Origin of the sequence: Nonomuraea sp. NPDC047529 (assembly GCF_040642995.1) — a bacterium.
Taxonomy (GTDB): Bacteria; Actinomycetota; Actinomycetes; order Streptosporangiales; family Streptosporangiaceae; genus Nonomuraea.
Genome location: NZ_JBEYTJ010000024.1, coordinates 129,039 through 151,593, shown reverse-complemented (window position 1 = coordinate 151,593; position 22,555 = coordinate 129,039). Strand labels below are relative to the sequence as shown.

25 protein-coding genes are annotated in these 22,555 nt (G+C 72.5%); 15 read left to right on the top strand and 10 right to left on the bottom strand.

Annotated elements, in window-relative coordinates; genetic code table 11:
- Positions 1 to 127: 127 nt before the first annotated feature.
- A complete protein-coding gene (locus ABZ815_RS32295) occupies positions 128 to 847 on the top strand; it encodes a glycoside hydrolase family 16 protein (RefSeq protein WP_357704593.1) in 720 nt (239 codons plus the stop codon).
- Here the strand turns inward: ABZ815_RS32295 and ABZ815_RS32290 are convergent.
- Positions 832 to 1,899 (bottom strand): helix-turn-helix domain-containing protein, encoded by a 1,068-nt coding sequence (locus ABZ815_RS32290; protein ID WP_357704591.1) that lies wholly within the window; start codon positions 1,897 to 1,899, stop codon positions 832 to 834. The genes ABZ815_RS32295 and ABZ815_RS32290 overlap by 16 nt on opposite strands.
- A gap of 76 nt (positions 1,900 to 1,975) precedes the next feature.
- Between ABZ815_RS32290 and ABZ815_RS32285 the strand changes: the two genes are divergently transcribed.
- The 4 genes from ABZ815_RS32285 to ABZ815_RS32270 all read left to right on the top strand — a co-directional run bounded on the left by ABZ815_RS32285 (position 1,976) and on the right by ABZ815_RS32270 (position 6,237).
- On the top strand, positions 1,976 to 2,893 hold the full coding sequence (locus ABZ815_RS32285) for a proline dehydrogenase family protein (RefSeq protein WP_357704589.1): 918 nt from the start codon (positions 1,976 to 1,978) through the stop codon (positions 2,891 to 2,893).
- The gene (gene pruA / locus ABZ815_RS32280) at positions 2,894 to 4,519 is read left to right on the top strand and encodes an L-glutamate gamma-semialdehyde dehydrogenase (RefSeq protein ID WP_357704587.1); all 1,626 of its coding nucleotides are present in this window, start codon (positions 2,894 to 2,896) and stop codon (positions 4,517 to 4,519) included.
- A gap of 127 nt (positions 4,520 to 4,646) precedes the next feature.
- Positions 4,647 to 5,609 (top strand): GlxA family transcriptional regulator, encoded by a 963-nt coding sequence (locus ABZ815_RS32275; protein ID WP_357704585.1) that lies wholly within the window; start codon positions 4,647 to 4,649, stop codon positions 5,607 to 5,609.
- Positions 5,610 to 5,613: 4 nt separating this feature from the next.
- Entirely contained in the window at positions 5,614 to 6,237 is a 624-nt protein-coding gene (locus tag ABZ815_RS32270; protein ID WP_357704583.1) for a DJ-1/PfpI family protein, read from the top strand.
- A gap of 72 nt (positions 6,238 to 6,309) precedes the next feature.
- Here the strand turns inward: ABZ815_RS32270 and ABZ815_RS32265 are convergent, their stop codons facing one another.
- Positions 6,310 to 6,915: a winged helix-turn-helix domain-containing protein gene (locus ABZ815_RS32265; RefSeq protein WP_357704581.1), complete on the bottom strand. Its 606-nt coding sequence runs from the start codon at positions 6,913 to 6,915 to the stop codon at positions 6,310 to 6,312.
- 65 nt (positions 6,916 to 6,980) lie between these two features.
- Here ABZ815_RS32265 and ABZ815_RS32260 point away from each other — a divergent pair, with 65 nt between their 5' ends.
- Both ABZ815_RS32260 and ABZ815_RS32255 read left to right on the top strand, forming a co-directional pair.
- Complete coding sequence (locus ABZ815_RS32260; protein ID WP_357704579.1) at positions 6,981 to 8,234, top strand: MFS transporter; 1,254 nt, start codon at positions 6,981 to 6,983, stop codon at positions 8,232 to 8,234.
- A gap of 56 nt (positions 8,235 to 8,290) precedes the next feature.
- Positions 8,291 to 9,097, top strand: a complete 807-nt coding sequence (locus ABZ815_RS32255) for a serine/threonine-protein kinase (protein ID WP_352358144.1) — start codon at positions 8,291 to 8,293, stop codon at positions 9,095 to 9,097.
- A 28-nt stretch (positions 9,098 to 9,125) separates the two neighbouring features.
- Here ABZ815_RS32255 and ABZ815_RS32250 read toward each other — a convergent pair whose 3' ends face one another.
- A complete protein-coding gene (locus tag ABZ815_RS32250) occupies positions 9,126 to 9,872 on the bottom strand; it encodes a lysophospholipid acyltransferase family protein (protein WP_357704577.1) in 747 nt (248 codons plus the stop codon).
- Between the two features lie 155 nt (positions 9,873 to 10,027).
- Between ABZ815_RS32250 and dhaK the strand changes: the two genes are divergently transcribed.
- From dhaK to ABZ815_RS32235, 3 genes are read left to right on the top strand one after another with little or no spacing between them, the layout of a single operon-like run.
- Entirely contained in the window at positions 10,028 to 11,008 is a 981-nt protein-coding gene (dhaK, locus tag ABZ815_RS32245) for a dihydroxyacetone kinase subunit DhaK (protein WP_357704575.1), read from the top strand.
- The gene (gene dhaL / locus ABZ815_RS32240) at positions 11,008 to 11,655 is read left to right on the top strand and encodes a dihydroxyacetone kinase subunit DhaL (RefSeq protein WP_357704573.1); all 648 of its coding nucleotides are present in this window, start codon (positions 11,008 to 11,010) and stop codon (positions 11,653 to 11,655) included. The genes dhaK and dhaL overlap by 1 nt, the downstream gene beginning before the upstream one ends.
- The gene (locus ABZ815_RS32235; RefSeq protein ID WP_357704571.1) at positions 11,643 to 12,017 is read left to right on the top strand and encodes a phosphoenolpyruvate--protein phosphotransferase; all 375 of its coding nucleotides are present in this window, start codon (positions 11,643 to 11,645) and stop codon (positions 12,015 to 12,017) included. Before dhaL ends, ABZ815_RS32235 begins: the two co-directional genes overlap by 13 nt.
- A gap of 70 nt (positions 12,018 to 12,087) precedes the next feature.
- On the opposite strand, the gene ABZ815_RS32230 is transcribed toward ABZ815_RS32235, so the two are convergent.
- From ABZ815_RS32230 to ABZ815_RS32205, 6 genes are all read right to left on the bottom strand, one after another.
- On the bottom strand, positions 12,088 to 13,737 hold the full coding sequence (locus ABZ815_RS32230; protein WP_357704569.1) for a thiamine pyrophosphate-binding protein: 1,650 nt from the start codon (positions 13,735 to 13,737) through the stop codon (positions 12,088 to 12,090).
- Positions 13,734 to 14,507 carry a cyclase family protein gene (locus ABZ815_RS32225; RefSeq protein WP_357704567.1) on the bottom strand — a complete coding sequence of 258 codons (774 nt, stop codon included), beginning with the start codon at positions 14,505 to 14,507 and terminating at the stop codon, positions 13,734 to 13,736. Before ABZ815_RS32225 ends, ABZ815_RS32230 begins: the two co-directional genes overlap by 4 nt.
- 90 nt (positions 14,508 to 14,597) lie before the next feature.
- On the bottom strand, positions 14,598 to 15,884 hold the full coding sequence (locus ABZ815_RS32220) for an alpha-glucosidase/alpha-galactosidase (protein WP_357704565.1): 1,287 nt from the start codon (positions 15,882 to 15,884) through the stop codon (positions 14,598 to 14,600).
- Entirely contained in the window at positions 15,881 to 16,222 is a 342-nt protein-coding gene (locus ABZ815_RS32215; RefSeq protein ID WP_357704563.1) for a PfkB family carbohydrate kinase, read from the bottom strand. Before ABZ815_RS32215 ends, ABZ815_RS32220 begins: the two co-directional genes overlap by 4 nt.
- A gap of 207 nt (positions 16,223 to 16,429) precedes the next feature.
- Positions 16,430 to 17,086 carry a hypothetical protein gene (locus ABZ815_RS32210; RefSeq protein ID WP_357704561.1) on the bottom strand — a complete coding sequence of 219 codons (657 nt, stop codon included), beginning with the start codon at positions 17,084 to 17,086 and terminating at the stop codon, positions 16,430 to 16,432.
- 46 nt (positions 17,087 to 17,132) lie between these two features.
- On the bottom strand, positions 17,133 to 17,561 hold the full coding sequence (locus ABZ815_RS32205) for a CBS domain-containing protein (protein WP_357704559.1): 429 nt from the start codon (positions 17,559 to 17,561) through the stop codon (positions 17,133 to 17,135).
- A gap of 137 nt (positions 17,562 to 17,698) precedes the next feature.
- Between ABZ815_RS32205 and ABZ815_RS32200 the strand changes: the two genes are divergently transcribed.
- The 3 genes from ABZ815_RS32200 (at position 17,699) to ABZ815_RS32190 (ending at position 20,372) form a co-directional block, all read left to right on the top strand.
- Positions 17,699 to 19,093 (top strand): aminopeptidase P family protein, encoded by a 1,395-nt coding sequence (locus tag ABZ815_RS32200; protein WP_357704557.1) that lies wholly within the window; start codon positions 17,699 to 17,701, stop codon positions 19,091 to 19,093.
- An 86-nt stretch (positions 19,094 to 19,179) separates the two neighbouring features.
- Positions 19,180 to 19,764, top strand: a complete 585-nt coding sequence (locus ABZ815_RS32195; protein ID WP_357704555.1) for a hypothetical protein — start codon at positions 19,180 to 19,182, stop codon at positions 19,762 to 19,764.
- Between the two features lie 17 nt (positions 19,765 to 19,781).
- Positions 19,782 to 20,372 carry a 4'-phosphopantetheinyl transferase superfamily protein gene (locus ABZ815_RS32190; RefSeq protein ID WP_357704553.1) on the top strand — a complete coding sequence of 197 codons (591 nt, stop codon included), beginning with the start codon at positions 19,782 to 19,784 and terminating at the stop codon, positions 20,370 to 20,372.
- Here the strand turns inward: ABZ815_RS32190 and ABZ815_RS32185 are convergent.
- Positions 20,369 to 21,298: a cation diffusion facilitator family transporter gene (locus ABZ815_RS32185; protein ID WP_357704551.1), complete on the bottom strand. Its 930-nt coding sequence runs from the start codon at positions 21,296 to 21,298 to the stop codon at positions 20,369 to 20,371. The two genes, ABZ815_RS32190 and ABZ815_RS32185, sit on opposite strands and share 4 nt — an antisense overlap.
- A gap of 80 nt (positions 21,299 to 21,378) precedes the next feature.
- Here ABZ815_RS32185 and ABZ815_RS32180 point away from each other — a divergent pair, with 80 nt between their 5' ends.
- Both ABZ815_RS32180 and ABZ815_RS32175 read left to right on the top strand, forming a co-directional pair.
- The gene (locus tag ABZ815_RS32180) at positions 21,379 to 21,837 is read left to right on the top strand and encodes a MarR family transcriptional regulator (protein ID WP_357704549.1); all 459 of its coding nucleotides are present in this window, start codon (positions 21,379 to 21,381) and stop codon (positions 21,835 to 21,837) included.
- Between the two features lie 59 nt (positions 21,838 to 21,896).
- Positions 21,897 to 22,550 carry an LppX_LprAFG lipoprotein gene (locus tag ABZ815_RS32175; protein WP_357704547.1) on the top strand — a complete coding sequence of 218 codons (654 nt, stop codon included), beginning with the start codon at positions 21,897 to 21,899 and terminating at the stop codon, positions 22,548 to 22,550.
- Positions 22,551 to 22,555: the final 5 nt, after the last annotated feature.

The window sequence follows — 22,555 nt, the reverse complement described above, 5'->3', positions numbered from 1 at the left end:
CCGCCTCTCGTCGTTCCCGGGCGGAACCGGGAGCCGCTGCACAGGACGAGTCGACCCGGGCGGGGCGCCATGCCTGTCCGGAAGGGGCCCTTGTTACCGGAGTGACACCTTTGCTTCGATGGTCCGTATGTCTACACGCGGTTCGATCCTGGCGGCGGCGGCGCTCATCACGGCCCTCGCCCTCCCCCAGAGCGCACAGGCGGAGACGTCGAGGTGGGGCGCGCCCGTCCTCGTCGAGAACTTCGACGGCTCCTCGGTCGACACGAGCAGGTGGATGGTCTACCACTCGCCGGACGCGGAGCGTAACCCCCGTACGGGCAAGGCCGCCACGGTCGCGAACGGGATGTTGCGCCTCAAGGGCGGCCGGTACGGCGGCAGGGACCTGTCCGGCGGCGTGGCCACCCGGCTGGCCCAGCGGTACGGCAGGTGGGAGGTGCGCTTCAGGGCCGAGGCGGGCAACGGCTACACGCCGGTCGCGCTGCTCTGGCCCACCTCCCAGGGCGAGGGCGACGGCTACGCCGAGGTCGACTTCGCCGAGATCGTGGACCCGCGCCGGCAGGGCGGCGGCATCTTCGTGCACGGCGGCCGCGGGCGCGCGCAGCGGCAGCTCCGGGCCGACTTCACCCGCTGGCACACCGCCGCGGTGGACTGGCTCCCCGGCCGGCTGACGTTCTGGCTGGACGGCAGGAAGGTGTGGGACTACCGCGGCCCCTACGTGCCCGACAGCGACCGGATGGGCCTGGCGCTGCAGAACGACGTGGTGTGCGAGCCCCGGTGCCGCGACTCCGCCATCCCGGCGACGGTCTCCATGTACGTGGACTGGGTGAAGGTCTACCGGCCGTCCTGAGGCAGCAGCCTGGCCGCCTTCAGCGCGAGGTGCACGGTCAGCCGGTCGTCGCCCTCGGACAGGTCCCGGTGCAGGAGGCGTTCGGCCTTGCCGAGGCGGTAGTAGAGGGTCTGGCGGTGGATGCCCAGCTCGGCGGCCGTCTTCTGGGCGTGGCCGCCGAGGTCGAGGTAGACCTCCAGCGTCTGGGCCAGCTCGGCGTCCAGCGCGGCGGTCTCGGCGGCCAGCTCGCACAGGTCGGAGCGGCCGAGGCGGGCCAGCAGGCGGTGCACGCCCAGGTCCTGCCAGCGGGCGATGGGGGCGTGCCGGGGGAAGTGCTCGGCGATGCGCAGCGCCTGACGGGCCTCGCGCCAGCTCTGCCACGCCTCGGCCGGGTCGGACCTGGGGGCCCCGATGCCGGCGGCGGTGCCGTACGCGCTCTGCAGGGTCTGGGCGACCTCCCCGGCCAGGTGGGCGGGGGCGAGCAGGGCGACGGGCGAGCCGGTGCGGGCCAGCACGCCGCGTGGGAGCGTCCAGAGGGCGGCCACCCGCTCGCTGGACTCGCGCACGGCGACGGCGGCGACCGGGCCGGGAACCTCGATGGAGGCCGCGGCGCGCTCCTCGGGGTCGGCCGAGAGCAGGGCGAGCAGGCCACGACCGAGGTCCTGGCGGCTCCTGGCCTCCTGGGCGAGCGCGGCGGCGGCCCTGGCGACCAGCGGCGCGACGCGGCCCAGCGCCTCGTCGGCGAGGCTGCCGGAGTCCAGCAGCCACAGGTAGCCGTAGGTGACCTCGCCGTGCCGCAGCGGCCAGCAGACCCGCGCCAGCACTTTGAGCTCGGCGTCCGCGGGGATGCGGACCGGGCCGCCGGCCCTGGCGATGCCGTAGCGTTCGAAGTAGTCGCGCACCTCGCCGGTGGCGCGGCGGCGCAGGATCGACTCCTGGCGGACCGTGTCGATGTCGCCGTGCTGGGCGCCGTAGGCGAGCAGCCGGAACGAGCGGTCCTCCAGCGTCGCGGACGCCCCCAGCGTGGCGGCGATCTCGTCGACTATTTCCTGAAGGTCGGACGTGTTGTGCATTTGTATGACAGCCTGCCATATCGATCGTTACGCGCGTTCATGGCCCCCTCTGACCTGGGGTTTCTAGACTTGAGGCATGTTGGGTCAACTGCTCCTTGCCGCCTCCGGGAGCGGCATCGTACGCCGTTCCGTGTCAGGCTTCCCGCTCACCCGCAAAGTGGTGGACCGGTTCGTCGCCGGCGAGAGCGTCCAGGAGGCCCGGAACGCCATCGAACGGCTGCGCGACGCCAACCTGGCCGTGACCGTCGACCACCTCGGCGAGGAGACGCGCGACGCGCGGGCCGCCGAGACCGTGGCGCAGGCGTACGTGACGCTGCTGGAGGCGCTGAAGCCGCTGCAGCTCGGCCGCCGGGGCGAGGTGTCGGTGAAGCTGTCGGCCGTCGGCCAGCGGCTCGACGACGGCATGGCCCTGGAGCACGCCCGCCAGATCTGCGCCGCCGCGGCGGCCAACGGCTCCACCGTGACCCTCGACATGGAGGACCACACCACCGTCGACTCGACGCTGGGCATCCTGCGCAAGCTGCGCGAGGACTACCCCGCGACCGGCGTGGCCATCCAGGCGTACCTGTTCCGCAGCGAGGACGACTGCCGCGACCTGGCCCACGAAGGCTCCCGCGTACGGCTGGTCAAGGGCGCCTACCGCGAGCCCGCCTCGGTCGCGCACCAGGACAAGCAGGACGTGGACAAGGCGTACGTGCGATGCCTGCGCATCCTCATGGCGGGGAAGGGTTACCCCATGGTGGCCACGCACGACGACCGGCTGATCTCCATCACCGAGCTGCTCGCCGACCGCTTCGGCCGGACGCTCGGCGACCACGAGTTCCAGATGCTCTACGGGATCAGGACCGACCGGCAGGAGGCCCTCGCCGGGGCCGGCCACACGGTCCGCGTGTACGTCCCCTACGGCGACGACTGGTACGGATACTTCATGCGCCGGCTGGCCGAGCGCCCCGCCAACGTCGCCTTCTTCCTTCGTGCCCTTGGGGGTAAGTAAATGGATGCCATCAGCAACGTCCCCGTCCCCGTGAACGAGCCCGTGCTCGGCTACGCGCCGGGCAGCGCCGAGCGTTCGGCACTGGAGGACCGCATCAAGGAGCTGTCCGGCTCCGCCACCGACCTGACCATGACCATCGACGGCGAGCAGCGGCTCGGCGGCGGCGCGCCCATCGACGTGGTGCAGCCGCACAACCATGCCTCCGTCCTGGGCCGTACCAACGACGCTACGGCTCAGGACGTGCAGGACGCCATCGACGGCGCCCTGCGGGCGGCGCCCGCCTGGCGGGCGCTGTCCTTCGACGAGCGGGCCGCGGTCTTCCTCAAGGCCGCCGACCTGCTGGCCGGCCCGTGGCGCCAGACGCTGAACGCGGCCACCGTGCTGGGTCAGTCGAAGTCGGCGCAGCAGGCGGAGATCGACGCGGCCTGTGAGCTGATCGACTTCCTGCGCTTCAACGTGGCCTACGCCCGTCAGCTCTACTCCGACCAGCCGATCTCGTCGCCCGGCGTGTGGAACCGGATGGAGTACCGGCCCCTTGAGGGGTTCGTGCTGGCGATCACGCCGTTCAACTTCACCGCCATCGCAGGAAATTTGCCGACTTCTGCCGCTTTGATGGGGAATGTCGTCGTCTGGAAGCCGTCGCCGACGCAGCAGCTCGCCGCGCACCACACGATGCGGCTGCTGGAGGCGGCCGGGCTGCCGCCCGGTGTGATCAACATGGTCACCGGCAACGGGCAGGCCGTCTCCGACGTGGCCATGACGCACCCGGCCCTGGCCGGCGTGCACTTCACCGGCTCCACCCCCACCTTCCAGCACCTGTGGGGCACGATCGGCGCCAACATCGCCTCCTACCACGGCTACCCGCGCCTGGTGGGCGAGACCGGCGGCAAGGACTTCGTGCTGGCCCACCCGTCGGCCGACCCCGCCGTGCTCTCGACCGCGCTCGTCAGGGGCGCCTTCGAGTACCAGGGCCAGAAGTGCTCGGCGGCCTCGCGGGCGTACGTGCCGCGTTCGGTGTGGAACCGCATGCGTGACGACTTCGTGGCCACGGCCGAGTCGCTGACCGTGGGCGACGTGGCCGCCGACCTGTCGACGTTCATGGGCGCGGTCATCGACGACCGGGCCTTCGCCAAGCACAAGGACGCCATCGACCGGGCGCGGGCGGCCTCGAACATCGACGTGCTCACCGGCTCGTACGACTCCAGCGTCGGCTACTTCGTCAAGCCGACCATCCTGGAGTGCGCCGACCCGACGGACGAGATCTTCGTCAGGGAGTACTTCGGGCCGATCCTCGGCGTGCACGTCTACGAGGACCGCGACTTCGACACGGTGCTCGACCAGATGGAGGGCATCGCCCCGTACGCGCTGACCGGCTCGATCATCGCCCAGGACCGGTACGCCATCGCGGCGGCCTCGGAGCGGCTGCGCTTCGCGGCGGGCAACTTCTACGTCAACGACAAGCCGACGGGCGCGGTCGTGGGCCAGCAGCCGTTCGGCGGCGCGCGGGCCTCGGGCACCAACGACAAGGCCGGCTCGATCTTCAACCTGATCCGCTGGGTGAACGCCCGCACGATCAAGGAGACGTTCGTCCCGCCGACCGACCACCGCTACCCGCACATGGGCTGACCACCCACCCAGAGCCACGGCCGGCACCCCAACCGGGGTGCCGGCCGTCTCCAATTCCACGGGTGTGGCGTAATGTGCAAGGTTTGTGTCATTGACGCCATCGCAGGGCTGCGACCAGCATGAAGGCATGCAGCGGCGGATCGTGATCGTCGTCTTCCCGGGCTTCCAGTTGCTGGACATGGCCGGGCCGGCCGACGTGTTCGCGACCGCCGACCTGATCGCCCGGGGGCGTGGTTACCGGGTCGAGGTGGTCGCCGCAGAGGCGGGGGCGGTGTGCGCGTCGAACGGGGTGACGGTCATGGCGGGGGCGATCGGCGAGGTGACGGGGGCGCTCGACACGCTCCTGGTCGCCGGCGGGCTGACCGTGCCCCAGCAGCTGGAGGACCGCGCGCTGGTGGCGGCCGTCGGCGACCTGGCGGCGCGGGCCGGACGGGTCGCCTCGGTCTGCAACGGGGCCTTCGTACTGGCCGAGGCCGGGCTGCTCGAACGGCGCAGGGCCACCACCCACTGGCTGTCCGCCGACGACCTGCGCCACCGCTACGCCGACGTCGAGGTGGACCCCGATCCCCTCTACATCGAGGACGGCAACGTCTGGACGTCCGCGGGCGTGCTGTCCGGCGTGGACCTCGCGCTGGCGCTGGTGGCCAGGGACCACGGCCACGAGCTGGCCCGTGACGTCGCCCGCGGGCTCGTCGTCTACCTGCACAGGCCGGGTGGGCAGAGCCAGTTCAGCGCGCCGATGCGGGCCATGACGCCGCGCAGCCTGCCGCTGCGGGAGTTGCAGGGCTACATCGACGCCAACCCGGCCGCCGACCTGAGCGTGCCCGCGCTCGCCCGGCGCGTCGGGATGAGCGAACGGCACTTCTCCCGCGTCTTCACCGAGCAGACCGGCCTGCCACCCGGCAGGTACGTCGAACGCAGCCGCGCCGACGCCGCCAGACGCCTCCTGGAGGTCACCGGGCACCCCCTGGAGACCGTTGCCAGGGAGTCGGGGCTCGGCACGCCGGAGACCCTCTACCGCGTCTTCCGCCGCCACTGGCGGGTGTCGCCGGGCGAGCATCGCCGCAGATTCCAGTCGAAGGAGAAATGACACCATGCATGTGGCAATTCCGCTTTACCACCGGTTCACCGCGCTCGACGCGGTCGGCCCCTACACGGTGCTGGCGTTCGCGCCCGGCGTGACGGTGACGTTCGTGGCCGGGGAGGTGGGGCCGGTGACCGACGACCAGGGCACCCTGTCGATAGCCGCCACCGCGGCGTACGCCGACCTGCCCCGTCCCGACGTGGTGATCGTGCCGGGCGGGCCGGGCACCCTTGAGGCGATGTCCGACGCGGCGCTGCTGGGCTGGCTGCGCGAGGCCCACGAGCACACGCGGTGGACGGCGTCGGTGTGCAGCGGCTCGTACGTGCTGGCCGCGGCGGGGTTGCTCAAGGACCTGCGCGCGACCACCCACTGGGCGGCGCTGGACGGCCTGAAGGAGTTCGGCGCCGAGCCGGTGAGCGAGCGGGTCGTCACCCAGGGCAAGATCGTGACGGCCGCCGGGGTGTCGGCCGGGATCGACATGGCCCTGACCCTGCTGGCCCAGGCCGACGGCGTCGAGACGGCGCAGGCGGTGCAGCTCGCGATCGAGTACGACCCGCAGCCACCGTTCGACGCGGGCTCGCCCGCCAAGGCCCCCGAGGGCACGGCCGAGCGGGCCCTGAGCCTGATCTCCTGACCACCCGGCCGCCGCGCCCCCGTTCCGACCCCTCGGGACGGGGGCGCCGCCGTTCCCGGGCCCCGCACGGGGTCAGGCGCCGCCCTCCGGGGGGTCGCCGATGGCGCCGAGCGGCAGGACGTCGAAGTGCACGACGACGTGGCCGCCGCCGGCGGGGGCGTCCCTGCCGTCCGACAGCCCGCGGAAGTGGTCCAGCACCTCCAGCACCTGGTCGCGCAGGTCGGCCGTCTCCTCCGGGGTGAGCCGCAGGGAGCGGCGGGCGAACACGCCGGCCTGCATCCATTCCTCGGGAGCCCGCATCGCCCCCTCCCGCCAGCGGGTCAGCTCCGTGCCGCGCTGCCGGACCATGTCGTCCAGCAGGAACCCCAGTGCGGCGTCGACCTCCTCGGGGTTGCCCTTCGCCGGTCCGAAACTGAAGCCGCCGGGCGTGATGCGCCAGTACTTCTCCTTGCCCCGGCCGAGCTCGGGCGCGATCTCGATCATGCCGTGGCGGGCCAGCTCCCGCAGGTGGTAGCTGGTGGCCCCGGTGTTCTGCCCGAGCAGGCCGGCCAGGCCGGTGGCGGTGGACGGGCCGTGCTCGTCGAGCAGCTCGTAGATGCGCAGCCGCAGCGGGTGCGCGAACGACTTCAGCGCATTCGCGTCGAGAGTCCGGGCGGAGAAGCTCTTGCCTTCTGTCACTGTGCAAGCCTATCTTTGCAAAGGAATCTATGCACACTTTTCCTTACACACTATCGGAGTGAGTCGTGAACCGTCTCGGGCGGGCCTTCTGGTTCCTGTGGTCGTCCACCGCGCTGTCGAACCTGGCCGACGGTGTCATGCGGGTCGGCGCGCCGCTGCTGGCGGTGTCCATGACCCGGTCCCCCACCCTGGTGTCGCTGGCCGGGGCCGCCGCGACCGCGCCCTGGCTGCTGTTCGCGCTGCACGCGGGGGCGGTCGCCGACCGCGTCGACCGCCGCCGCGTCATGATGGCCGCCAACACCGCGCGTACGGCGGTACTGGCGGTGGCGGCGCTGCTGGCCGTGGCGGGCCTGCTCAACCTGTGGACGCTGCTCGCGGTGGTGTTCGCGGCCGGTGTGAGCGAGGTCTTCGCCGACACCTCGGCGCAGTCCGTCCTGCCCATGGCCGTCTCCAAGGACGACCTCACCCGGGCCAACGCCCGGATCGTCGGCGTCCAGACCGTCGGCAACGACTTCGTCGGCGCGCCGGTGGCCGGGCTGCTCGCCGGCCTGCTGCCCGCCGCCCTCTTCGGCGCCCCCGCCCTCCTGTACGCCGCCGCCGCGCTGCTCCTGACCGGCATGGCGGGCTCCTTCCGGGCCGCCCCGGCCACATCGGGGCCGCGCCGCCCGCTGCGCGCCGACATCGGCGAGGCACTGCGTTACCTCTTGGCCCACCGCGTCCTGAGAAGGCTGGCGATCTCCGCGGGCCTGCTGAACCTGGCCAACGCCGGCTACTTCGCCGTCTTCGTCCTGTGGGCCGTCGGCGACGGGTCGCGCATCGGCCTGGACCCGAGCGGCTACGGCCTCATGATGACGGCCTTCGCGGCCGGCGCGGTGCTCGGCTCGCCGCTGACCGGGCCGCTCACGCGGCTGGTCGGCGAGTCCCGCACGCTGGTGGGGGCGTGGTCGATCAGCAGCCTGCTGCTGATCGTCCCCATGCTCGTGCCGTCGCCGTGGGCGCTGTACCCGGTGGCCGTGGTGTGGGGGGTGACGGGGGCGGCGGCCAACGTGCTGGTCGTCTCGGTACGCCAGCGACTGATCCCCGGCGAGTTGCTGGGACGGGTGAACTCCGCCTACCGGCTGATCGGCATGGGCGGCATGCCGGTGGGCGCGGCGCTCGGGGGTGTGGCGGGCGACCTGTTCGGGCTGGCCGCCGTCCTGGCCGGGGCCGCGGGGGTGTGCCTGGTGGCGGTGTGGCTCGTGTGGCGCGCCATGCCCGGGCGAATTTCTGCGGCGCTGACCAGCGAACCTACACTTCCCGACATATCCAGATCACGTTAGGCACCCTATGCCGTGTGCGGAGATGACATGATTATCCCCGAGCTTGAGGGGATGGTATGCGGGAGATCGGCGGACGGTACCTCCTGAACGAGGAGGCCGGTCGTGGGGGTATGGGAGTCGTCTGGCGGGCGTTCGATCGGCTCCTCCACCGAGAGGTGGCGTTGAAGGAGCTGACTCTGGCCGGTGAGGCCGAGATGGTTCGCCGCCGGGTGCTGCGTGAGGCCCGGATGGCGGCCGGCCTGACGCACCCCAACATCGTCACGGTCCACGACCTGATGGAAGTGGGCGGAAAGCTCTGGATCGTGATGGAGTACCTGCACGGGCTCTCACTCCACCAGCTGCTCTCCCAGGTGGGGACGCTGCCGGCCCAGTCGGTGGTCGCGATCGGCCAGCACCTGCTCGCCGCGCTGCGCACCGCGCACAAGGCCGGGGTGCTCCATCGTGACGTCAAGCCCGCGAACGTCATGCTGACCGGCGACCGGGTGGTGCTGACCGACTTCGGCATCGCCACCGCCGAGGGCGACATCCGCATGACGACCTCGCGGCGGCTGCGCGGCACGCCCGCGTTCATGGCCCCGGAGCGGCTGCACGGCGGGCCGGCCAGCAAGGAGGCCGACATGTGGTCCTTCGGCGCGACGCTCTACAGCGCCGTCGAGGGCCAGCCGCCCTACCCCGGGCAGGACGCGGCCACCGTGCTGGGCATGGCCCGCAGCGGCCCCTACCCGCCGCCGCGGCGGGCCGGGGTGATGCGCCCTCTGATCGAGGGGCTGCTCCACCACGACCCGGTGCGCCGCTACACGCCGGAGCAGACAGCGGGCCTGCTGGCGGGCATGCGTGCCAGCGCCTACCAGGCCGCCATCTGAGCGTTCGCCGAGCCCCGGCGGGCCGCCTTCAGTCGCGCTGGGCGCGGGCCTCGGCCTCGGCGGCGTCCATGGCGGCCGCCTCCTCGGGGGTGGGCGCGGTGCCGCCCAGGTGCGCGGGCTGCCACCACACGCCCGGCGGCACCTCCGGGTAGGTGCGCTGCGCGCGGTCGACCAGCTCGGACAGGCGCGTGTGCAGGTCGACGGTGTGCTGGTTGACGTCCTCCCCGCGCTTGGGGTGGAACGGCTCGCCCACCAGGATGGTGATCGGCACGTGCCGCTGGGTGAGCTGCTTGGGCCTGCCCTTGGTCCACATGCGCTGGCTGCCCCACAGGGCGACCGGGATGACCGGCACGTTGGTGGCCTGGGCCATGCGGATGGCGCCGTTCTTGATCTCCTTGACGGTGAAGGAGCGGCTGATCGTGGCCTCGGCGAAGACGCCCACCACCTCGCCGGCCTTGAGCTTGCGCAGCGCGGTGGCGTATGAGCCGGCGCCGGCGCCGCGGTCGACCGGGATGTGGTGCATGCCGCGCATCAGCGGCCCGGAGATCCGGTGCTCGAAGACGTCCTGCTTGGCCATGAACCGCACCAGCCGCTTGGACGGCAGCGCGGCGAACCCCGCGAAGATGAAGTCGAGATAGCTGATGTGATTGCTCACCAGCACCGCGCCCCCGGTCCGCGGCACGTGCTCGGTGCCCTCCATGTGGAAGCGGTAGTCGAGCACGCGAAAGAGGGTCCGCGCGGCGGCGATCACCGGCGGGTACACAATCTCAGCCATGAGCAGAAGGTAGCCTACTCACGCCGGTCGGCAGGCCACCCGGCGGAACCGTCCGCGCCAGGAGAACATCGGCTCGGGTCACGAGATCGTAGGACATCGTCCCTGTTCACGCGGCGGCGCTTGCCCTCCCGTGAGAACGGGCAGATGTTTTGACCATGAAGAAGCTCATCAATACCGCCGACTCCGTGGTCGAGGACGCGCTGAACGGCATGGCCGCGGCCCATCCCGCGCTGCGGGTCCGCGACCGCGTGGTCTACCGGGCCGCCGGACCGCGGCCCGGCAAGGTGGGGCTGGTGTCCGGCGGCGGCTCGGGCCACGAGCCCCTGCACGCCGGGTTCGTCGGCCACGGCATGCTGGACGCCGCCTGCCCCGGCGAGATCTTCACCTCACCCGTGCCCGACCAGATCATCGAGGCCACCAGGGCCGTCGACGGCGGCGCCGGCGTGCTGCACATCGTCAAGAACTACACCGGCGACGTGCTCAACTTCGAGATGGCCGCCGAACTGGCCGAGGACAACGACGTGGCCTCCGTGCTGGTGGACGACGACGTGGCCGTCCAGGACTCGACGTACACGGCCGGGCGGCGGGGCACGGGCGCGACGCTGTTCGTGGAGAAGATCGCGGGCGCGCTGGCCGAGGAGGGCGCGCCGCTGACCGAGGTGGCCCGGGTGGCCGGTGAGGTGGACGAGCGCAGCCGGTCCTTCGGCATCGCGCTGACCTCCTGCACGACGCCCGCGGCGGGCAAACCGACGTTCGACCTGCCCGAGACGGACGTGGAGCTGGGCATCGGCATCCACGGCGAGCCGGGCCGCACGCGGGTGCCGATGGCCTCCGCCCGCGAGCTGGCCGCCGTCGCGATGGAGGCCCTGCACAGCGACCTGCCGCTCCGCGGCGACCTGCTGGTCATGGTCAACGGCATGGGCGGCACCCCGCTCATGGAGTTGTACGTGCTGTTCGCCGAGGTGGCGGCGTTCGTGAAGGGCAAGGACGCCCGGGTGGCCCGCTCGCTCGTCGGCAACTACGTGACGAGCCTGGACATGCAGGGCTTCTCGGTCAGCGTGTGCCGGCTCGACGACACCCTCACCCGGCTCTGGGACGCGCCCGTCGAGACGCCCGCGCTGCGCTGGGGCCGTTGATGGACACCCGCTTCTTCGCGGCCTGGCTCGACGAGGCGGCCAGGCTGGTCCGCCGCGACCGGGAGCGGCTGACGGAGCTCGACGCGGCCATCGGCGACGCCGACCACGGCACGAACCTCGACCGGGGCTTCACCGAGGTCGCCAAGGCCCTGGCCGACCGGCCGCCGGACTCGCCAGGACAGGTGCTGACCGAGGCGGGCACGGCCCTCATCCGCCGCGTCGGCGGCGCCTCGGGCCCGCTGTACGGCTCGATGTTCCGCCAGATGGGCCGGACGCTGGCGTCGCCCGTGACGTTGCCCCGCTTCGAGGCGGCGTTCGAGGAGGGGGTCGTCGCGCTGGAACGGCTGGGCAAGGCGGCCCTGGGCGACAAGACCATGGTGGACGCGCTGGTCCCGGCCTCGCGGTCACTGGCCCTGGCCGTACGGGACGGCATCGGGACGCTGGAGGCGTTCCGGCGGGCCGCGGACGCGGCGGCCGAGGGCGCGCGGGAGACGATCCCGCTCCAGGCCCGCAAGGGCCGGGCCAGCTACCTGGGCGAACGCAGCGTCGGGCACGAGGATCCGGGGGCGGCCTCGGCGGCCCTGATCATGGGGGCGCTGGCCGCGGTGGCGGACCGGGAGCAGGCGGAGGGCCGATGGTCGGACTAGTGCTGGTCTCGCACAGCGCCGGGCTGGCGTCCGAGACCGCGGCGCTGGCTCTGGGGATCGCCGCGGAGCCCGTGCCGGTGGCGGCGGCCGGCGGCACCGCGGACGGCGGCCTGGGCACCAGCCTCGACCTCGTCGAGCGGGCGGTGCTGACCGTGGACCAGGGCGACGGCGTGCTGATCATCCCCGACCTCGGCAGCTCGGTGCTGACCGCCCGGCTGCTGGAGCAGGAGGGACGGGTGGTGATCGCGGACGTGCCGTTCGTGGAGGGGGCGGTGGCGGCGTGCGTGGCGGCGTGCGGGGGCGGGTCGCTGGCGGAGGTGCTGGCCGCCGCCGAGGAGGCCCGCACCTACCGCAAACTCTGACCAGCCCCGCACCTCCCCGGCCCTGGCGGTGTCCGGTCGCCCGGTGCGCACTGGCATGAGGCCCGGCCCGTCAGTGGCCCTTGAAGGCCTCCTCCAGCCACCAGGAGCCGCGTTCGCCGGTGATCTTGGCGTGCACCAGCAGCGGGCGGTCCCTGGGCCCCTTGAGCCATTCGGCCACGCCCGCCAGCCCGGCGGCGTCCGTGACGGTCACCGCCGCGAACCCGTGTCCGCAGGCGATCGCCGCCAGGTCGGCGGGCGGGAACCGGACCGTGTCCAGCCGATGCCCGTGCGGCCCGAAGTGGTGCACCTCGGCCCCGTACGCCTCGTCGTCGTAGACCACCACCACCATGGGCAGCCCCAGCCGGACGACCGTCTCCAGCTCGGCGATGCCCATCAGCGCGCCGCCGTCGCCCAGGGCGGCCACGGGGAGCCGGTCGGGACGGGCCAGGGCGGCGCCGATCGCGGTCGCCAGGCCGAGCCCGATCGACTGGAACGCCTGTGTGAAGCAGAACCCGCCCTCGTCCGGCACGTCCAGGAACATCGAGGGGTATCCCATGAAGTTGCCGGAGTCGACGGACACGACGCGTTCGGCCGGGAGCAGGTCGTCCAGGGCGATGGTGAGCGTTCTGGGGTCGATGCGTCCCGCGCCGCTCTCGTCCTGGTACGGGACCGTCCGCCAGCGGCCTTCGTCCCGGATGCGCCGGGCCAGCTCGGCCGACCGGTAACCCGGCGCGGCACCGCCCGGCACGGTCAGGGCGGCCGCCACGGCGCGGACGTCGCCGACCACCCCGAGGTGGACCGGGACGTGGACGCCGACGGCCGCCGGGTCGAGGTCGACCTGGGCCACCTTCGCCTCCGGCCCGATCAGCGAACCGTGCCGGGTGGTCCACATGTTCAGCGCGCAGCCCCAGCCGACGACCAGGTCCGCGCCGCGGATCAGCTCGGCGGCCAGGGGGGTGGCGAAGCCGCCGCTCACGTCGAGGTCCCAGGGGTTGCCGCGGAACAGGCCCTTGGCGACGGCGGAGGTGGCCAGCAGGGCGCCGGCGCGGTCGGCCAGCGCCTCCAGCTCGCGGCGGGCGTGCCGGGCGCCACGGCCCGCGACGAACACCGGCCGTCGCGCCCCGGCCAGCAACCGCCCCAGCTCCGCGACCTGCTCCTCCGCCCCGACCTGGCCCTCGTGGCCTGACGGGCCCGTGGCGCCCGCCGCCGACGCCGTTACGCCGGACGCCGGGGCGGACTGCACGTCGAGCGGCAGGTTCAGCAGGACCGTGCGGCGCTCCTGGGAGGCCGCGCGGAAGGCTTCGAGCGCCCGTTCCCGCGCGGTCGCCGCCTCCGTGACCCGCATGGGGACCGCGCCCACCGCCGTCGCCAGGGCGTCCTGGTCGACGTGGAAGTTGGAGCGCGCGTCCGTCGCCTCGCCGGCCAGGACGATCATCGGGGTACGGCTCTTGGCCGCCTCGGCGATCCCCGTCATCGCGTTGGTCAGCCCCGGCCCCTGGTGCACCGTGACGACGGCGACCTCGCCGCTCATCCGGGCGTAGGCGTCGGCCATGGTCGCCGCGCCGCCCTCGTGCCGCGCGGCGACGAAGCGCACGCCGTGCTCGACCAGCGCGTTCGTGACGTGGAAGTTGCCGCTGCCGACCACCCCGAACGCCGTACGGACGCCGCTCGCGGCCAGCGTCCGGCCGACCGCCGCGGCCGCCGTCTCCGGGACGGTCAACGTTCCACCAGGGCCAGCACCCGGACGGGGCTGCCGGAGCCGCCCGTGATGGGCAGCGGCGGCGCGACCACGGCGGCCCCGGTCACCGGCAGGCGGTCGAGGTTGCGCAGCTGGGTCAGGCCGTACTTGCCCGCGCCGAGCAGGAACGAGTGGCAGGGGAAGGCCGGGTCGAAGGAGTGGGCGGCGCCGGCGTCGGTGCCGACGGTCTCCACGCCGAGCCCGAGAATCGGCGTCTCGGCCGCCAGCCAGGACGCGCACTCGGCCGAGATGCCCGGCGTGTGCGGGCCGGTCTCGTCGACGTTGAGGTAGGCGGCCTGGTCGGCGGAGCGGGCGTCCCAGCCGGTGCGGTAGAGCAGCCAGCCGCCGTCGGGCAGCGGGCCGTTGGCGCGTTCCCACTCCTTGACGTGGTCGATCTGGAGGAGGAAGTCGGGGTCCTTGGACGCCTCGGCGGCGAAGTCGAGCACGACCGCGGGCGCGATCAGGCTGCGTACGGGCACCTGGGAGACGTCCTGGCCGTCGCGGGCGGTGACCCAGTGGACCGGGGCGTCGAAGTGGGTGCCGGTGTGCTCGCCGGTGTGGATGTCGTTCCAGTACCAGGCCGGGCCGCGGTCGTCGTAACGGCTGATCTCCTCCAGCCGGAACGGGCTGGTGTTGCCGAACGGCTCGGGGAGCTGGAGGATCGGCGTCTCGGAGCTGAGGGGCGCGGTGAGGTCGATCACCTCGATCGCCCCGCTGCGCACGTGGTCCAGGAAGCTCTGCAACACCGACATGTCATCCTCCTCGTTGGGCTGAGCGCATCCTCCTCCAGTCGGGCTCACCTGTGCAAACATGGTCGGTTCCGCAGCCCGCCGGCGCGCGCCTCACGGCCGCAGCGACTCGGGCAGCAGGTCGCCGTGCGCCTTGAACAGCGCCCCGCACAGCTCGTCGATCTGGTCGAGGGTCAGGGTGGCGGCCGTGTTCGGGTCGGCCATCATGGCGTGCCGCACGTGCTCGGGACGGCCCTCGACCGCGGCGCGCACGGTCAGCTCGTTGACGTTGACGTAGGCCCGGTTGAGCGCGGCGCACTGGGCGGGCAGGTCGCCGACCGCGACCGGCCGCACGCCGAGCGCGTCGGCCACGACGGGCACCTCGACCACGCATCCGGCGGGCAGGTTCCCGATCAGGCCGTGGTTGGGCACGTTGCCGTAGACGGTGCGGCCGGCGCCCGTCGTGACGCTGTGGATGATCTGCGGGGCGTACTCCATGGTCCCCTCGGCGGTGATCGGCCGGCCCGCCCTGAGCGCGTCGCGGGTGGCCTCGTAGGCGCGGACGTTCTCCTCGCTGATGCCGAGGTAGGCGCCCACGGGGATGCGCAGCCGCTCGATCTCGGCGTCGTCGTGCAGGTACCAGGGCACGTACTCGGCCGAGTGCTCGCTGGTCTCGGTCGGGTAGTGGCCGAGCCTGCGGTACATGTCCACGCGGACCCGGCGCAGCAGGCCGGGGTCGGCCGCGATGACCTCGTCCAGGCGCGGGTACAGGCTCCGGCCGCCGGACTCGAAGCGCAGCAGCCACGACTGGTGGTTCACCCCGGCCGCCAGGTACGTGACCTCCTCGTACGGCACCCCCACCAGCTCGGCCAGGTCGTGGACGGTCCAGTAGATCGAATGGCACAGGCCGACGACGTTGCGCACCGGGGTGGCCGCCGCCAGGTACCAGACGTTCATGGCCATCGGGTTGGTGTAGTTGAGCAGCCAGGCGTCCGGGCAGACCTCGGCCATGGCCCGGCCGATGCGGTCGAGCGCGGGGAAGGTGCGCAGCGCGCGGAAGATCCCGCCCACGCCGATGGTGTCGGCGATCGTCTGGCGCAGGCCGTACCGGGCGGGCAGCTCGAAGTCGACGCGGGTGGCGTCGATCATGCCGACCTGGATCATGTTGATCGCGAAGTCGGCGTCCTCCAGCGAGCGCCGCAGGTCCGGGTGGGCGGAGACGGCGATGTCCGTCCGGTCGCCGACGATGGCGCGGGCGGCGGCCTCGGCGGTCTCCAGGCGCTCGGGGTGGATGTCGTGCAGGGCCACCTCGAAGGGGCCGAGGTCGGTGAACCCGACCAGGTCGGCCAGCAGGCCCTGGGTGAACTCGACGCTTCCCGCGCCGAGGAAGGTGATCTTCACAGTTCCTTCCAGGTGGGTTGGGCGGCGGTGCCGCCGGCCGCGCGGGTGGACAGGGATCCGCAGGCCACGGCCACGTCCAGGCATGCGCGCGGGCTCATCCCGCGCAGCCTGGCGGCGAGGAAGCCCGCGTTGAAGCTGTCGCCCGCGCCGACGGTGTCCACGGGCTCGACGGGCACGGCCGGGGCCCGCGTCACCAGGCCCGACTCCCAGGCCAGTGCGCCGTTCGCGCCGTCCTTGACGACGACGGCCGGCCCGAGGGCGCCCAGCCGCGCCGCGGCGTCCACGTCGGGGTTGGCGTCGCCGATGACCAGCAGGTCGAACGGCACAGGAAGACGCATGGTCACTCCTCGCGAACGATGGTTCGGATTCGTGGCGATGCGCGCTGTTCCGCACTCTCCGTGCCGCGCCCTCGCCGGGGACGCCGGAGTGGCGTGGCCCATGGACCGTAGGACGATCACGCCAGCACGCTGAGCGTGCCTCCCTTCCGCTGCCCCATAGAATTGCGCGTTCTTGCACCTATGTCCAGAGTTCGCGGCAGGAAGGCGTCACGCCTTGGTCCACTCCGCGCATCCGGCGGTCTGGAACGCCTTGTCGCCGGGCTCGATGGTGACGCTCGCCGGGCCCGTCGGGGCGCCCGCGTTGATCACCGAGCCGACGTCGGGGGACGTGCTGTTCAGCCGGGCCCAGAAGCAGTTCGTGGAGCCCGCGACGGGACCGGTGGTGCGGTAGGTGCCGGGCTGGATGTCCACACCCACGACGAGCGTCCGCATCCCGGCGGTCAGCCCGGTCTGAGCGGGACCGGTCTGCGCAGGCCCGGTCTGAGCGGGTCCCGTCTGGGTGGGGCCGGTTCGGGGCGGGCCGGTCTGGGTGGGGCCGGTTCGGGGCGGGCCGGTCTGGGTGGGGCCGGTTCGGGGCGGGCCGGTCTGGGCTGGGCCGGTCTGGGCTGGGCCGGTCTGGAGGGGGTCCGTCTGCGGCGTGTCGGGCTGGGTGGCCGGGCCGGAGGCCGAGGGCTCGCCCGAAGGCGGGCCCGTGCCCTCGACCGTCACCGTGACCCTGGGGGCGGGCGAGGCCGACGAATCGTCCGCGCCGTACCCGACGAAGACGCCCAGGATGAAGGCCACCACCGCGGCCAGCCCGGACACGAGCAGGATGATCGGCGGACTGCTCGTCGCCCGGGGAAGCTCGGGGGGGCCGTACGTCACGGACCCAAGGGTGCCATCTCCATCGACACCCCTGTCAACGCCCCTGTCAACGGTGGAGGTAGTCGACGAGCGACTCCTTCTCCGTCTCCAGCTCCTCGATCGCGCTCTTGACCACGTCACCGATGCTGACGATGCCCACCAGGCGGCCGTTCTCGACCACGGGCATGTGCCGGAACCGGTGGGTGGTCATCCTGCGGCGCAGTTCGTCGACGTTGTCGCCGGGCCCGGCCGTGCGGACCTCGGTCGTCATGATCGAGGAGACCGGCGCGTCGAGGATCTCCGGGCCCCGGTCGTGCAGCCGCCGCACCACGTCGCGCTCGGAGACGATCCCCTGGATCGTCGTGCCGTCGGTGGAGACGACGACCGCGCCGATGTTGTGGTCGGCGAGCTTGCCGAGCAGTTCCCGCACCGTCTCCTCCGGTGCCACCGTAGTCACAGCGCTTCCCTTGTTGCGCAGGATCGTCCCGATGAGCATGTGCACCACCTCTGCTCCCAATCTCCCCGGCCGGGGCCCGGCTTATGCCCGGTCCTCCAGGCAAACAACCGAGTGGGGACCCCGTCAAGCGGTCACGTAGGCTGACTTGCCGCATCTCCGACGACGTGGAAGGCACCATGACCGAGCAGCTCAACACCGGAAGCCACGACCTCCCCATCACCCCGGAGCTGGCCGCGTTCATGCGTACCGGCTGGGCCGACACGCGGCGTACCGGCGTGGCCGCGCTGCCGATCGCCCCCTGGGCGGCCCGGCGCAGGGCGGCGCTGGCCGCGCGTTTCCCCGGTGAGCGCCTGGTCGTCCCGGCGGGCACGCTCAAGGTGCGCAGCAACGACAGCGACTACCGGTTCCGGCCGCACAGCGCGTACTCCTACCTGACGGGCGCGGGCGAGCCCGGCGACGTGCTCGTGGTCGAGCCGTCCGGGCAGGCCGTCCTGTACGTGCGCCCGCGCTCGCCGCGCGAGGAGGGCGAGGAGTTCTACCGCGACCGCCGCTACGGCGAGTTCTGGGTGGGCCGCAGGCCCGACCTGGCCGAGGCGTCCGAGCTGTATCAGATCGAGTGCGCGCACATCCGCGACCTGCGGTTGGAGGGCCCGGCCCGCGTGCTGCGCGGCGTCGACGCCTCCGTGGACGCCCTGGCGCCGGCCGGCGGGCGTGACACCGAGCTGGAGGTGTTCCTGTCGGAGATGCGGCTGATCAAGGACGAGTGGGAGGTCGGCGAGCTCCAGTCGGCCGTGGACGCCACCGTGCGCGGCTTCGAGGACGTCGTCCGCGCCCTTCCCGCGGCCATCGGCCACCCGCGCGGCGAGCGTTACCTGGAGGGCGTGTTCGGTCTGCGCTCGCGCCTGGAGGGCAACGCGGTCGGCTACGACAGCATCGTGGCCTCCGGCGCCCACGCCTGCGTGCTGCACTGGATCCGCAACGACGGCGCGCTGACCGAGGGCGACCTGCTCCTGCTGGACGCCGGCGTCGAGACCGACACCCTGTACACCGCCGACGTGACCCGCACGTTCCCGCTGTCGGGCCGGTTCACGCCGGCGCAGCGGCAGGCGTACGAGCTGGTCCTGGCCGCGCAGGACGCCGGCATCGCGGCGCTCAAGCCCGGCGCGAGCTTCCGCGACTTCCACCTGGCCGCCATGCGCGCCATCTGCGAGGGCCTGCACGGCTGGGGCCTGCTGAAGGACTCCCCCGACGCGCTCATGGAGTCCGGCCTGTACCGGCGCTACACGCTGTGCAGCAGCGGCCACATGCTCGGCCTCGACGTGCACGACTGCGCCAGGTCTCGCACCGAGGTCTACCTCGACGGCGTGCTGGAGGAGGGGAACGTCCTGACGGTCGAGCCCGGCCTGTACTTCCAGCCCGACGACCTGACGCTGCCCGCCGAGCTGCGCGGCATGGGCATCCGCATCGAGGACGACCTCGTGATCACCGCCGAGGGCGCCACCCTGATGTCGAAGGCGCTCCCCCGCCATCCGGACGAGATCGAGTCCTGGATGAACGTCGTCCGTTCGTGACGAACCGGGCACTTCTCGTGGATGCCTGACAAGGGGTGACCCGGGTCTCGTACCCTTTGCTGAAAACCCCGGCGAAGCAGGTGGCCATGGCGCGTACACGCATGCGGGTGGGCCCGTCCGCCTGCGTCACGCGGGCGCGGCTGCTCGGGGCGCTGGCGGCGACGCTGGCGGCGGTCGCGGCCACGGCGGCGCCGCCGTTGATCGACGCCGGCCGGGCCCGCGACGCGCTGGCCCGCCTGGAGGGCGAGCGCGCCCGGCGCCTGGACGTCTCCGGCGCCGCGAGCGCCTTCGGCCGGGCCCTGCTCAGCTACGACTACAAAGACCTCGCCAGCACCCGCTCGACCCTGTCCGCCCAGGCCACGGGCGACTTCCAGGCCACCTACGACGCGGCGTTCGGCGGCGCGATGTCCCAGGTGATCGTCGAGCTCAGGGCCGTCTCCCAGGCCAGGGTGCGCCAGGTGTACCTGGCCGACGTGGACGAGCACACCGCGCACGCCATCGTCGTCGTGGACCAGCAGGTGAACACCGCGCGGGCGATTCGCACGGCGCGCGATTCGCACCTTAAGATCACGCTTGTGAAGCAGAAGGGCGCCTGGAAGGTCCAGGACGTGACCGTGCTCGGCGCGGCCACGCAGGACCGGTACGGGCCCGCGGCGAGGAAGAAGGACTGACGATCGTCCCCCTGGCGATGGGCGGCCGCCCCGAGGAGGTGCGGGCCCCCGAGACGTGGCTGACCGAGGCGGAGCGCGAGCGCGCCGACCGGTTCGTCTTCCCGGCCGACCGCGCCTGTTTCGTCGCGGCCCACCTGCTCGTACGCCTGTGCGCCGCGGCCGTGCTCGACCTGCCGCCGGATGGGCTGACCCTGCTGCAACACTGCGACGTGCACGGCCCCGGCCACGGCAGGCCGTCCCTGCGCGAGGCTCCCGAGCTGGGAGTGAGCTTCAGCCACACCCGCGGCTACGTGGCCGCGGCGGCCGGCCCCGGCCGGGTCGGCGTGGACGCCGAGCACGTGCCGCCGGGCCCGCTGAACGAGGGCCTGGCCGACCACGCGCTCACGCCCGCCGAACGCGCCCTGGTGACCGGCAACGACGACCTGATCCGCCACTGGACCCGCAAGGAAGCCCTGATCAAGCGCGGCGAGCTCACCCTGGACGAGCTGCGCACCACCGAGAGCGACCCGCCGGGCCGCCACCTGCTCGAATGGCGCGCCGATCCGGACATCAGGGTCGCCGTGATCACCGACGCGCCCGCCGGACGGGTGCCCGTCCCGCTGCTCTAGGGCTGGCGGCGGGTGGGGGTGGGGTCGAGGAAGACCAGGTCGACGCCCGGGAAGCGGTCGCGCAGCCGCCGGTCGACCTCGTCGCAGGCGATCTCCACGCCCGCCGCGCTGGCGTCGTCCCGGAAGTCGATCTTGGCGGCGACCATGATGGAGCCCGGCCCGATCATCATCGTCAGCAGCTCGACCACGTCCTCCACCTCGGGCTGGGCCAGCAGCACCGCGCGGATGCCGACCTCGATCTGCCTGGGGGCGGCCTGGCCGATGAGCAGCGACAGGTTCGACTGGATCAGGATGAGCGCCACGACCAGCAGGAGCAGGCCGATGGCGACCGAGGCGGCGCCGTCCCACAGGGCCGAGCCCGACCACTGCGAGCCGACCAGGCCGAGTGCCGCGATCACCAGGCCCACCAGCGCGGCGGCGTCCTCGAACAGCACGGCCTTCAGCGCGGTGTCGGACGTGATCCGCACCAACCGCGCCGGATGGACCTTGTACCTGCCGGCCTCGGCCCGCAACTGCGAGTACGCCTTCGTGAACGAGATGCCCTCGATCACGAACGAGACGGCCAGCACGACGTAGGACGGCGTGAGGTTGCCCAGCTTCTCGCCGGTGCTGATCTCGTGGATCCCGTGGGTGACGGAGAACCCCGCGCCGCCGACCAGCGTCGCGACGGCCGCCATCATCGCCCAGAAGAACCCGGCCTTGCCGTAGCCGAAGGGATGGCGCCGGTCGGGCGGTTTGCCCGCGCGGCGGACGGAGACCAGCAGCAGCAGCTCGGTCACGGTGTCGGCGGCCGAGTGGGCCGCCTCCGACAACATCGCGGCCGAGCCGCCGATCAGTCCGGCGACGAGCTTGGCCAGGGCGATGGTCAGGTTCGCGGCGCCCGCGACCAGCACGGTCACCAGGCTCTCCCCCGACTTCTGCCCCATCCGGTCACTCTACGGCGGCCTCGCGCGGCGGCCCCCCGCAGGTAGCCGCATCGCCACGGGCGTGCGCTAGATTGGGGATCATGAGCGCGCCCCGCTGGCTTTCCCCCTCCGAACAGCGTGCCTGGCGTACGCATCTCGCGCTGCACAAGCTGCTCATGCACCGCCTCGACCGCGAGCTGCAGGAGCATCAGCTCTCGCTGAACGACTACGAGATCCTGGTCAACCTGTCCGAGAGCCCCGAGCGGCGGATGCGGATGAGCGACCTGGCCGACGCCACGATCCAGTCGCGCAGCAGGTTGTCGCACCAGATCTCCCGCATGGAGGCCAAAGGGCTGGTCACCCGGGAGGACTGCCGCGACGACCGGCGCGGCACGTTCGCCGTCCTGACCGACGAGGGCTGGGAGACGATCCAGCGGGTGGCGCCCGACCACGTCGCGAGCGTGCGCGAGCATTTCGTCGACCGGCTCACCGACGACCAGCTCGAAGGGCTGGAGCAGGCGTTCGGGCCGATCGTCGACCATCTGAAGAAGCTGCGCTGACACCCAACCGATATCGCCGACGGCTCACCGGCGTCCCGGGCGGTCGCTACGATCCGCTCATGCTCCGAAAGCTGCTGATCGTCGTCGTGCTCGCGCTCATGCCGGCCTGCTCCGCCGGTGGCGGCGGGGGTGACGAGCTCCCCGCCGGGCCCGACCTGATGAAGAAGTCCTCGGAGGCCATGAAGGCCGTCAAGTCGGCCGGCTTCTCGATCGCCACGGAGGGCAAGCCCCAGGTGCCGCTCAAGAAGGCCGACGGCAGGCTCACCTCGGGCGGCGACGCCGACGGCACGATCACGCTGGAGGTGCTGGGCACGCTGCAGGAGATCACCTTCGCGGTGATCGGCGACACCGTGCACTTCAAGGGCCCGACCGGCGGCTTCCAGACGATGACCAGGCAGCAGCTCGCCCAGTTCTACGACCCGTCGGTGATCCTCAGCCCGGCCAAGGGCATCGCGCAACTGCTCGCCTCGGCGACCGACCCCAAGGTGGAGGCGCTGGAGGACGGCTCCTACCGGGTGGCGACGACGTTCTCCGGGCAGGTCGTGGGGCAGATCGTCCCGGGCGTCACGCAGGGCGTCAACGGCAAGGTCTGGATCGACCGGGCCACCAGCAGGCTGACCAAGGCGAGCCTGCCGCTGCAGAACGGCACGGTCACGGTGACGTTCAGCGACTACGACGCGCCGGTCACGATCACGCCGCCCCCCTCCGGGTGAGCACG